Source organism: Acinetobacter piscicola, from assembly GCF_002233755.1.
Classification (GTDB): Bacteria; Pseudomonadota; Gammaproteobacteria; order Pseudomonadales; family Moraxellaceae; genus Acinetobacter; species Acinetobacter piscicola.
Map to the genome: position 1 here is coordinate 1 of NZ_NIFO01000043.1, position 12069 is coordinate 12069.

The window sequence follows — 12069 nt, forward strand, 5'->3', positions numbered from 1 at the left end:
GCTGTGTGTCGTTGCTGGCAACCGGGGCGGTGCTTGGCGACGGGGTAGGCTTGGGCTCAGGCGTGTTGGTAGGGCTATCGTCATCGCCACTAAATAGCACAGGGAGTACGCCCAGCCCTAACCACCAAGGCATACCTGTGCCATGAGGTAAGGCAACCCACCAAGGGGCAACCAAATGCTCACCGCCCAATGCTTGACCTTCTACTTTGCCTTCTACTAGTTGGGTGACGTATTCACTAACTTCCCCTGTATCGGGGATATAGTAGTAGTACTGCCCATCTTCAGCAATCCCGATGAGCGCGTGGTCTTCATTGTCATAAAACCCTTCAATGATGAGATCCGTTTCTTTGCCATCTCGTTCAAAAGAGAGGTGTAAATCTTTGCCTGAGCGTTTGGTGATGATATGGTTTGGGGCACGTCCGATGGATTGGTCAAAGAATTCGTAGTTGATGCCTTTTTCTGCTTTGATGATGGTTGGCTGTCCATCGTTGGTGACAACAGCTAATTCTTTGGTGATTTTTTTGGTGTTATAGGCTTTTACATTGATAGTTTTCATAAGATATCCCACAGATTCATTGATGCATTAATTGGCTTGAAATACGGCAACCACGCGGCGGTTTTGTTGGCGACCTTCGGCGGTGGCATTTGTGGCGATAGGTCTTGATTCCCCATAGCCAATAGCGTTTAGGCGACTGCTTTCAATATCAAATTTATCAATTAATATTTGCTTAACGGCATCTACCCTTCTTTGTGATAGTTTTAAGTTGTAACTGTCACTGGCATTGCTGTCGGTGTGTCCTTCAATGGTGGCGCTCACTTCTGGGTGGCGTGCCATGAAGTCGGCAACGCGTTTGACTTCTGGGTAGTAGTTGGGTTTGACCAGTGATTTGTCGTTGTCAAATAGGACTTTGAGTTCAATTGATTCATACTGAATAGGTGCAGGTGCAGGTGCAGGTGCAGGTGCTACCGCGACAGGTTTTGGTGCAGCTGGCTGTATCACAGGACAGTTGGGTACCACGCGGGTGATTTGGTGGGTTTGGTAAGGCATGTTTTTAAGCGCTGCCATGGCAGTGTTTTGGCTGATTGGGCTTACGGTAGCGTTACCCTGTGTATCAACATCTATTTCAAAAAAGTAGGTGGTGTTGGCGCTGAGTTGGTAGAGTCTGGCGTTTTTGAGCAGGTCGTTGTTTTTGTGCCCAGTGATTTCAGCGCTGATTTGGTTGCTGCCCACACAGGTGTAGATTTGGCTGTAGTTGTTAGGCTGTAAGCTGACTTGAAAACGGTCGTTGATGGCGACGTTGGCGCTGGTTTGTAGTCCGTCTTTGTCAAGTTTGCGTAAAAATACCACACTGGCGGTGTTGTCAGGAATGGCTTGGTTGAGGCGGTCTTTGGCTGCAATGTTGTCTACTTTATGCCAGTGGACTTGGTTGACGGCTTTGTGGTTAGCTTCATCAATGATACGTGCGGCTTGAGCTTGACTGACCATGCCGCTGGCTAGTAATAAGGTGAGGGTTACCGGTCTTAAGATGGTCATGTGTTACTCCTAGTATCATAAATATGGGATATCTAGCCTTCAGATAAAACAGGATTAAAAATCCACGCGTATGTTGGATACCGTTAATTTAGCATATTAGAGTCTAGGGTAGTACCGTCTTTATCAAAAACTCTTATAGGTTTGGTCGTATGTGTCTTGCTGTAACGGCCGATTAAATTAATAAGGAATGACACAAGCTACGAAAAACGTGAAATTGTGGTGTTGGTATACAATGATCTGACAGTGACCCGTCTAGCTTAACTGCTACTAAACTCTCTACTAAATGGGCGGTTACATTGTTACATTGTTACATTTTTTCAATGTGAATATTACAAACTTTTGTTTTTAAGAAAAATCATTGGATGATTAGGGCGTGTCCTCATTTGAAGAATTGGTTTTAAATACTTAAAATCCCCCTTTAAGCTCTTTTCATTTCTATATTTTTCCAATGGCACGCACTCTTCTCACTGATGATATCTGGCAGCAAATTCAAGATACTATGCGATTACACGGTTGTTACTGTTCAAAGAATAGTAGAAATATCATGGAAGCGATCTTATGGAAACTGCGTACAGGCGCCACATGGCGTGATATTCCCCAAGAATTTTGTCCTTGGCAAACTGCTTACAATCGCTTTAATCGTTGGGCAAGCAAGGGATTGTGGGATAAATTTTTTTTAGATTACGAGGCATCTTGGATCAAGAATGGATATTCATTGACGGAAGCTACATACGCGTGCATCAACATGCAAGTGGAGCTCGGCATGGTTTCGAAAGAGCAATTGGACAATCACGCGGTGGACGAGCAACAAAAATACATCTTGCAACCGACGCGAATGGATTACCGATTGATTTTAAAATCACTGAGGGTGACGTCCACGACAGTCAAGTTGCAAAACAACTGATTGATACGGTAGACGAGGCAACTTATCTCATTGCTGATAAGGGGTATGATGCTGAGCACATTAGAATATATGCCAAGAACAAGAATATGATTCCCATTATTCCATTGAGATCAAACAGTAAGAGATCGAATAAGGAATTTGATAAATATCTATATAAATTAAGACACTTAGTTGAAAATGCATTTTCGAGATTAAAACATTTCCGTGCTATTGCAACTCGATTTGATAAACTGGCACGCAATTATAAATCTATGATTCGTATAGCCTGTATATTTATTTGGTGCAAAGCCAAATGAGGACACACTCTAGATGTGGCAAATTTCAGACCAATGGTTTGCTGTTACTCAATCTACCATTAAAGCAGCTTTTTGTTTCATTCTATGGTGGTTTGTTGATTAATTTGTTGCTGATTGTTTTTTTTGACTTGGTCTATTAGTTCAGATAATTGTTGGTTGTCATCTTCAATTGCAGTGGTCAGTTCTCGGACTTTTTTGTCCAAGGGGGTTTTGGCAAGGTAGGGCTTACTGGCGGTAGTGGCGGCGGTTTGCTTGGGGCTTGGGATATCGCGCTCTGTCAGTACTTGGGTGATGGGTGCTGCCACAGTAACCACTTGTGAGCTTGCAGGCATAGGGGGAAGGGGGGTTAGGTGCTCATCAGTCGCCACACGGCTGAGATTTTTACCATCTTTGCTGCTTGTGGCATGGTTGGACGGGGGTGTGGATGCAGACGTACGAAGGGAGGTATCAGTTTGTGCATACGGGCTAAATAGCAAAGAAATCTGTTGGAGTGACTGCAAGGGTGATACTGCCCAAGTGCTTTGGTGGCTTGTCACCGCGCTAGTAGTGATGGGTGATGCGATAATTTGGGTGGATTTAGTGGCTGGTTTTGCCAAAGGTGTTTGGGTGGTGCCAAGCTTGGTAGGCTGAGATTGCCAGTACCATACTCCCAAACCAACCAAGCCACCGTGTAATAATAAGGTCAGTAGCAGCGGCTTGACCACCTCATTAGAGATGCGTTGGCGCTTTTGCTGTTGTGCGCTTACCGTGGTTGGTTTGACGGTGTTTTACTCAAGCAAAAACATTAGTAGCGCGTTTGTGTTTGGGTGATAATGACATACAGAGTACCTCGACAATGATACATAAAATAGTAGCATAAAACACCCAACGCCTCGAAATTGGCACGGGATAATTCGCGATTTTTTGCCAAAATTTTGTTATGATACAAAAAATTTGTCCATGTATTGGTCTGATGGTATGGATTACGGTATGTATAAGCAGCATCTAGCATCGTTTAAATCATTGGTTTTTTGCCCGTCCCATTGGTCATTAAAAAAATACTACCGCATGCTGCAGCAGTTTGGCATACTGCTGCCATTGACCTGGTTTGGTGCGGCACACGCGGCCAATTTAACCGATATTAATGCCTTAATCACCCAAGCGGTACAAACCCATCCCTTGGTGGGAGCTGCCATCGCAGATGAACAGGCGACCCGCGAGAGTATTACCGCTGCCAAGCTAAATTTATACCCTGCACCTGCTATCAGCTCGGGGTATGACCAAGACAAAGGCTTGATCAGCCGTGCCAATGTGCGTCAAGCACTGTGGACAGGCGGAAAACTTACCGCCAATGTCAATCAAGCCATTTATGATGACAAAGCAGCCACCGCGTTTGTGTATGAACAACAGAACACCATTGCCAAAAACACCATTGATATTTGGCAAAGTTATATCTATGCAACCGCTTTACAAGGGCTTTACGTCAACAATCTAAAACAACTCGATGAATTTGAAGCCATGATGAAACGCCGTGTTGACCAAGGTGTCTCTGCGCGCATCGACTTGGATTTGGTAACTAACCGTATTTTACAAGACCAAAATGCCTATCAAGGCGCCTTACAGCAGCAGCGCATTGCCCAAGCACGGCTGGCACAAATGATTGGCGAACCGATTAATGAAAAAGGACTGCGCCCCGCCCCGCTCAATGACATGGCAAGGTACGCCAAAGCGCAATCCAAAGATTTAGAAGCCCTGATATTTTCTCAATCTGCCATCAACAACCCCAAAGTCATCAAACAGCAGTACCAAGTCGAAGCTGCCAAACAGCAAGTCAAAGCCCAACAAGCCGCCCGCTATCCCACCATCTATGCCCAATATGAACAGCTGTATTACCACAAAACCAGCAACAATGACGGGCAGTTTTCACTGGGGCTCAGCTTTGAACCTGGCGCGGGTTTTTCGACCATGGCACTGTCTAGAGCCTCACAAGCTCGAGTAAAAGGGCTTGAGCAATCACAAGAAGCCGCCAAACGCAGCGTGTTAGAAGAAATACAAACCCAATACCAGCAGTTTGCCAGTGCCAAAGACCAAGAAACCTCGCTTATTGCTGCCGTGGCAGGCGCACAAATTGTCGTTGACTCTTACCGTCGCCAATTTATCGCGGGACGCAAAACGTGGCTAGAAGTGCTCAATGCGGTGCGTGAAAAAGCCAGCTACCAACAGCAGTTATTACAGGTACAAAGTCAAATTATTGGTGCTTTTTATAAACTGCAAGTTGATTTAGGACGTATGCCTTGGCAAAACTACCAAGCAATTACTGACCCCGTGGTTGACTATCAGCCCTATGATGCGCTACACCAATGGCTACAGTCCACCCATCAAGCCGCGCCTACTGCCACGACTGATGATGCCACAGTCGTCCCACAGTAACGCCACAGTCGTGCCCCATGGATGCCATAGACCGCTGTTGACCCGTGTCCATTGGTCACTTGTCCATCGGTTTTGAAGGTTATGAGTCCAAGGGCCCCATACAATATTTCACAGAATTTGACTGGGTCACCTTGCAACAAAATCACCCTGCAACAAAAAGGTAATCGTTATGCATCACTTGCCATCTACCAAGCCCCTGCACCAAAACAGCGATAATATGCCAAGTGATGGCTTGCCAGAAACAGCGTTATTAGATGCGGTCGCCAATTTGTTAAAAGAACAAGGCTTTGCCATTGATAAAGTGCGGCTGCAATCTAGCATCACCCAAGTTCAAGCATTACCACATCCAAGTGACAAACTAAACGCTTTACTTGGTATATTGGGTATCTCTGATCGCCCCCAGGTGCTAGCCCAGCCTGATGCCGCTTTTATGCCTCTACTGGCGTATCATCCCCAACATGGCTGGGGGCGCATTGTGCAACACGTTGGTGGCAATCAATGGTTGTTGCAGCAGCCCCATCAGGCGCATCACTGCCAAAGTGACGAATTTGAGTTTATTGCACGTATCCAGCTATCAAGCGCCCATGTGGAAAAACGCCGCATGACATTTAAACAGCTGCTCAATCAAAACCTAACCCGCCATAAAGATGTGGTGGTGGAAGCCGTGATTGCCTCATTGATGATCAATTTTTTGGCGTTGGCATCGTCCTTATTTTCCATGCAGGTGTATGACCGCGTCATTCCTACCCACAGTGAGTATACGCTGATTATCTTGTCCTCTGGGGTGGCGCTGGTCATTTTGTTTGAGATGTTTATGAAATTTGCCCGTGCCAAAATTATGGACAAGATGGTGGTAAGCCTTGACCAAAATTTATCAAGGGATATTTTTGAGCGGCTACTAAAGGTACGCATTGATCAAATGCCCACTTCGGTGGGGTCACTTGCCGCCCAGCTACGCGGCTACGAGCAAGTTCGAAGTTTTTTTACCGCTTCAACCTTATTTACCTTGGTTGATTTGCCCATGAGTGTGCTATTTATCGTCATTATTGGGGTGATTGGCTCGCCGTGGCTGTCATTAATTCCGATTGTAGCAGGGTTGGTAGGTATTGGTTTGGGCTTGGCAAGTCGCACTAAGATGGATAAAGCAGCAGCAGAAGGTGCAGCAGCTTCTTATGCCAAGACAGGGATTTTGGTGGAAACCGTAGAAGGCATTGAAACCATCAAGGCAGGGGCAGGCAACTGGAAATTTTTATCACGGTGGCTGGGTATCATGAACACCACCATCCACAATGACCTCAAGGTCAAGCACATCAATGACAACCTCAATTATGCGGTACAAATGCTGCAACAAATTAGCTATGTGGGCTTGGTGATTGTGGGGGCGTTTATTGTGATGACGGGCGATTTGACCACAGGTGGTCTGATTGCCTGTACCATTCTTGGTGGGCGCATTTTGGCACCTATTATGGCAATACCGCAGCTATTAATGCAATATTCACACGCCAAAGCAGCACAAGCCAACCTTGAGCAGTTATTTAGCCTAGCGCAAGATAATGATGGCGTACAGCATCCGCTGTCCCCTTCTACCCTAAAAGGCAGCTACCAATGCCAAGGGGTGGTGTTTAAATACGCGGGCAATGACCAGCCTGCTTTACAGATTCCCAACCTTAATATTCAAGCAGGTGAGCGCATTGCCATTTTGGGCGCCATTGGTTCAGGCAAATCAACGTTACTCAAATTATTATCAGGACTATACGCAACGACTGAAGGGCGCGTGCTACTCGATGGGCTGGATATCAACCAAATCAGCCGTGAAAGCCTCAGTGCGCAAGTGGGATATTTACAGCAGGATCATCGCTTATTTCAAGGCACATTGCGAGAGAACTTATTGATTGGTATGCCTACTCCGTCCGATGATGTGCTGCAGCAGGCACTCAATACCACCGGGCTGATACGGCTAGTGGCTAGCCACTCAAAAGGCATTGATTTGCCCATCAGTGAAGGCGGTAAAGGTCTATCGGGCGGACAAAAACAACTCGTGGCATTTACTCGTTTGGTCCTCACCAACCCCAGTATTTGGCTGCTTGATGAACCCACTGCTTCTATGGACAATGCACAGGAACAGCAGTGCATTCAAGTGATTGCCCAAGCGCTACAGCAAGGTGGAAAAACGCTGATTTTATCGACTCATAAAACCAGTTTGCTAAACTTGGTGGATCGAATTATCATCATGGCAAACAACCAAATTGTGATGGATGGTCCCAAACAAGCCATTTTAGCCCAGCTCCAAAAAAATGAAGAAATGGTGCGCCAGCAAGCACTGGCACAGCAGCAAGCACAAAACTTGGCAAATCAGCCCTAATCACCTTTGCAATCAACGGCTTAAGAGTATTGTATTATGATACAACCTTACCAATACCAACCCACTGCGCCAAATACCCATCGGGCACGTTGGGTGATTTGGATTGCCTTACTCACCATTATCTGCTTAGTCACCTGGGCGGCTTTTGCCAAAATTGACCAAGTCACCCGTGCTACAGGCACCGTGATTGCGAGCGCAAGAACCCAAGAAATACAAGCGGTTGATGGCGGCATTTTGACCAAACTCTTGGTTAAAGAAGGCGATAACGTCAACAAAGGACAGCTATTAGTGGTGCTAGAAGAAGCCAGAGCCCAAGCTGCCGTGGACAACTCCGCCACCAAAATTGCTGCACTCAAAGCCAAAATTGCTCGACTAGAATCAGAAATTTTTGATAAACCCTTGGTCTTTCCTACCGAAGTCAAGCCATACCATGAATATATCCAAAACCAAACTGAACTTTACAATCGGCGCAAACAAGCCATCCAGCAAGATGTGGCATCCTTACAAAACATGCTAAAACTTGCCCAGCAAGAACTTACCATGAATGAGCCGTTACTCAAATATGGCGATGTGAGCCAAGCGGATGTTATCAAACTTCGCCGCCAAGTGGCTGATATTCAAGCACAAATTAATAATAAACGTAATAAATACTTTGAAGAAGCGCAAGCTGAATTGACCAAAGCTCAAGAAGAGCTGCAGTCTGAAGAAGAACAGCTGCGTGACCGTAGCCAAGTGTTGCAAGAAAAACGCCTTGAAGCCCCCACCGACGGCAAAGTCAACGACATCAAAATCACCACCATAGGCGGCGTGGTTAAACCTGGTGAAATCATCATGCAGCTGTTGCCGACCAGTAGTGACTTGATTGTTGAAGCCAAAGTACGCCCTGCCGATATTGCTTACGTCAAAGAAGGGCAACATGCTAGCGTTAAGTTAGATGCTTATGATTATTCCATCTTCGGGTCAATGGATGGCGTAGTGACCTACATTAGCCCAGATACGCTCATGGAGCAAACCCCAAAAGGGGAACAGCCGTATTACCGAGTGCAGGTGCGTATCAAATCAGCTGAATTTCAAGGGCGTGCCAAAGATATCGTGATTCGACCTGGCATGACCGCCACGCTTGAAATCAAAGCGCTTGAGCGTACCGTGCTCAATTATCTTACCAAGCCCATTACCAAAACCTTGTCAGAAGGCTTGGGTGAGCGCTAGGCACTAGCTAGATAGTAACTCCGCACACAGTAGTACTGCATAAAAAAGCCCTAATCATGGACTAGGGCTTTTTTGCTAAGAACCTGTTCACAATCTTTTCAATAGCGATGAAAGCGAGATTGGTAAATTGAAGGCTCGAATTTAAATGACGCTCACAGTTTTTCCATAAGCTGAATAGCCACCGATTTTGTAGACACCTTAAAGTTAGATAAAATGGCTAATTTATGAGGTGATTATGAGCGGTAAACGATACCCTGAAGAATTCAAAATCGAAGCAGTTAAACAAGTCACAGAGAAAGGCTATAGTGTAGCAGAAGTAGCTACACGTTTAGGGATGACCACCCATAGCCTTTATGCTTGGATTAAAAGATACGATCAAGGGCAGTCGAAGGCAACCAAAGACAAGAATTCAACTGCCGAACTTGCTAGGCTAAAAAAAGAGCTGCAACGGGTTACAGAAGAAAGGGATATCTTAAATGAGGAGGGATAAGCGAAGCACTGCTTCGCCCCGACGCAAGGGGAGAGCTATGCTCGAGTGGGCCGCGGTGTACTTCGCAAGTCAGTCCAAATGAAGTACGCCTTTATTCGGGACAATCAGAACTTATGGTCTATTGATCGCCTATGTTCTACTTTAGATGTTCATCACAGTGGGTATTATGCTTGGTTAAAAAAGCCCATTAGCAAAACCGCTAGAGAAAATCAAAAGCTATCAGGATTAATAAAACAGTTTTGGCTAGAATCGGGTGGTGTCTATGGCTATCGTAAGATTCACTGTGATTTAAAAGATGTCGGTGAAGATTGTGGTGTCAACCGAGTGCATCGTTTGATGAAAGCAAATGGTCTTAAATCACAGCGTGGCTATCGTAAACCTCGGTCCTATGCAGGTACACCGTCTGTTGTTGCCGCGAACATATTAGCCCGACAGTTTAATCCAAACCAGCCAAATCAATCATGGGTCACAGATATTAGTGTGCCGCAGCAAGCGGCGTAAGAGATGAGGGTATGGCCCCTCGCTATCGGCTTGCAGGAGCAGGTAGCAAACCACCATAAGCGGCTTGGATCAAAAGTCCCGGTCGTGAGCGTTATGGAAAAGGCATCGTAGAGATGTCAGGTAAGAATTAGGAAGGCGAACAACAGTGAACTGCCGTTCAAGTGTCGAAAGTACTCAAATGACATCAAAACCGGGGATGGAAGTTACCCCGCGATTAGTTTGGCCGTTACCTGCTTACGGGCCATTCGGTGTCCGGCGTAGAGGCAGCGCGATCCTAATTCAGGCTCTTACGTTGAACTGCGGGAACCTTCGGTGGCGATGTCAAGCGAAAGGCACAAGCTCAAAAGGCAAGGCTGATAATAGCAATGCGTCACCAAGGGGCGGAGCAACTCGTAGTAGTGTTGAAGTTACTGTAATGGTAATGGAGCGAAGGGGTTGCATTATCCAGGTCTACGGATTTGTCAACTGTGCAAGCAGGAGGAGCAAAACTTTATGACCAAACCATTTAATATTCCTAAAGCGTTAATCTGGGAGGCATTTAAAAAAAGTCAAAGAGAATGGTGGCGCTCCAGGCGTTGATCATGAATCTATTGAGCAATTCGAAAAGCATTTAAAGAACAACCTATACAAACTATGGAATCGACTTTGTTCTGGCAGTTATTTTCCACCGCCAGTTAAGGCTGTTCCGATTCCAAAGAAGTCAGGTGGCGTGCGTATACTAGGTATTCCAACAGTTGCAGATCGAGTCGCGCAAACAGCAGTTAAGCTCTTATTAGAGCCGAAAATTGATCCATTATTTCATCCAAACTCATATGGATATCGTCCGGGGCGTTCTGCCCATGATGCAATTGCGATAGTGAGGAGACGAAGTTGGGATTATGACTGGGTTGTGGAATTTGATATCAAAGGTCTCTTTGATAACATCGACCATGATTTACTAATGCGTGCACTCAAGAAACACTGTGAAATTCCATGGATTCTTTTATATGTGCAACGTTGGTTAAAAGCACCAATGCAACACATAAATGGCCATCTTTTAGAAAGGAATCGCGGCACACCACAAGGTGGTGTTGTGAGTCCTTTATTGGCGAATTTATTTATGCATTATGCTTTTGATATGTGGATTACGAAACATCTTCAAAGTGTACGGTTCTGCCGTTATGCAGATGATGGCGTAATTCATTGTCGGAGTTTATCTCAAGCCAAACTTGTTTTACAAAAGATCGATGCACGATTTCGTGAATGTGGTCTCGAATTGCATCCAGACAAGACAAAGATTGTTTATTGCCAAGATATTAATCGTCGTAAAGCATATCCCGATGTTCAATTTACTTTTCTCGGGTACACGTTTAGGCCCCGTAAGGCTGTGGACAAGTATAAAAGAGTTTATGTAAATTTCTCTCCTGCAGTCAGTCGTGATGCACTTAAAACAATGCGACAGACTATTCGGAAATGGCATCTACATCTGATGTGTAATCGCGAATTAAGTGATTTATCTGCAATATTTAATCCAATTCTTCAAGGTTGGCAGCAATACTATGGTCGATTCCATGGTTCAGCAATGTCAGCGATCTGGCAACACATGAATGCTTATCTTATACGCTGGATGAGGCGTAAGTATAAAAACTTGGCCCGTCATAAAAGACGGGCTAGATATGCCTTAGGGCGACTTGCGCGTGATTTTCCAAATGCCTTTGTGCACTGGAAAATGGGATGTTTACCATCGGTTGGATAATGGGAGCCGGATGAGCTGAGAGGTTCACGTCCGGTTCTGCGAGGGGCTAAGGGTGAGATTCCCTTGGTCTACTCACCCGTATATTCAAACTCATTCAGGCTGGGTCTATACCGCCTTTATTATTGATGTGTTCTCACGAGCAATTGTTGGATGGAAAGTATCTACACGGATGAATACAGATATGGTGCTCGATGCACTTGAGCAAGCATTGCACGATCGAGGCATGCCAAAGAATGTGATTCATCATTCCGACAGGGGTGTGCAATATCTTTCGATTCGCTATACCAATCGTTTAGAAGCTGCAAATTTACGAGCATCAGTCGGTACAACTGGTGATTCATACGATAATGCTTTGGCTGAAACGGTGAATGGCTTATACAAAACAGAGGTGATTGAATATTTAAAAGCAGATTGGCAAGGTTTAGCAGATGTACAACTTGCGACACTAAACTGGGTAGATTGGTTCAATAAAAAGCGTGTACACAGTGCACTGGGTTATGTATCGCCTTTTGAGTTTGAAGCAATGTACTATGATAAGATTAACCCGTTAGGTCAGGTGGCCTAACTTAAATAAAAAAGTCTCCGACAAACCCGGTACGGTTCATTATTTTTATACTTAATCTGCCTGT

The 12069-nt window shown here is 45.3% G+C and carries 8 protein-coding genes and 2 pseudogenes; 7 read left to right on the forward strand and 3 right to left on the reverse strand.

Annotated features, from left to right (window positions below; genetic code table 11):
- On the reverse strand, nt 1-556 hold a 556-nt coding region (locus CDA10_RS16250), incomplete at its 3' end, for a hypothetical protein (protein ID WP_213062854.1).
- A 27-nt stretch (nt 557-583) separates the two neighbouring features.
- The gene (locus CDA10_RS16255) at nt 584-1534 is read right to left on the reverse strand and encodes an OmpA family protein (RefSeq protein WP_089606592.1); all 951 of its coding nucleotides are present in this window, start codon (nt 1532-1534) and stop codon (nt 584-586) included.
- Between the two features lie 448 nt (nt 1535-1982).
- Between CDA10_RS16255 and CDA10_RS16260 the strand changes: the two genes are divergently transcribed.
- Nucleotides 1983-2734, forward strand: a protein-coding gene (locus tag CDA10_RS16260) for an IS5 family transposase (protein WP_407640384.1) whose coding sequence is annotated in 2 segments (ribosomal slippage) — nt 1983-2217 and nt 2217-2734 — 753 coding nt in all. Because the reading frame shifts where the segments join, the coding sequence is not laid out codon by codon here.
- A gap of 77 nt (nt 2735-2811) precedes the next feature.
- Here CDA10_RS16260 and CDA10_RS16935 read toward each other — a convergent pair.
- Entirely contained in the window at nt 2812-3039 is a 228-nt protein-coding gene (locus tag CDA10_RS16935; RefSeq protein WP_157909368.1) for a hypothetical protein, read from the reverse strand.
- A 664-nt stretch (nt 3040-3703) separates the two neighbouring features.
- Between CDA10_RS16935 and CDA10_RS16270 the strand changes: the two genes are divergently transcribed.
- From CDA10_RS16270 to CDA10_RS16305, 6 genes and pseudogenes are all read left to right on the forward strand, one after another.
- A complete protein-coding gene (locus CDA10_RS16270) occupies nt 3704-5143 on the forward strand; it encodes a TolC family protein (protein ID WP_228704650.1) in 1440 nt (479 codons plus the stop codon).
- Between the two features lie 169 nt (nt 5144-5312).
- On the forward strand, nt 5313-7505 hold the full coding sequence (locus CDA10_RS16275) for a type I secretion system permease/ATPase (protein WP_089606594.1): 2193 nt from the start codon (nt 5313-5315) through the stop codon (nt 7503-7505).
- A gap of 39 nt (nt 7506-7544) precedes the next feature.
- Nucleotides 7545-8714, forward strand: coding sequence for an HlyD family type I secretion periplasmic adaptor subunit (locus CDA10_RS16280; protein WP_089606598.1), 1170 nt, complete (start codon nt 7545-7547; stop codon nt 8712-8714).
- A 235-nt stretch (nt 8715-8949) separates the two neighbouring features.
- Nucleotides 8950-9684, forward strand: a pseudogene (locus tag CDA10_RS17050) (IS3 family transposase); the annotation flags it as partial.
- A gap of 610 nt (nt 9685-10294) precedes the next feature.
- Nucleotides 10295-11440, forward strand: a complete 1146-nt coding sequence (gene ltrA / locus CDA10_RS16300) for a group II intron reverse transcriptase/maturase (protein ID WP_228704652.1) — start codon at nt 10295-10297, stop codon at nt 11438-11440.
- 79 nt (nt 11441-11519) lie between these two features.
- A pseudogene (locus CDA10_RS16305) lies at nt 11520-12005 on the forward strand (IS3 family transposase); the annotation flags it as partial.
- Nucleotides 12006-12069 lie beyond the last annotated feature (64 nt).

Bases quoted from the DNA above. Each gene is read 5' to 3' on its own strand.
- CDA10_RS16255 (WP_089606592.1), bottom strand. From the start codon at position 1,534: ATGACCATCTTAAGACCGGTAACCCTCACCTTATTACTAGCCAGCGGC.
- CDA10_RS16270 (WP_228704650.1), top strand. From the start codon at position 3,704: ATGTATAAGCAGCATCTAGCATCGTTTAAATCATTGGTTTTTTGCCCG.
- CDA10_RS16275 (WP_089606594.1), top strand. From the start codon at position 5,313: ATGCATCACTTGCCATCTACCAAGCCCCTGCACCAAAACAGCGATAAT.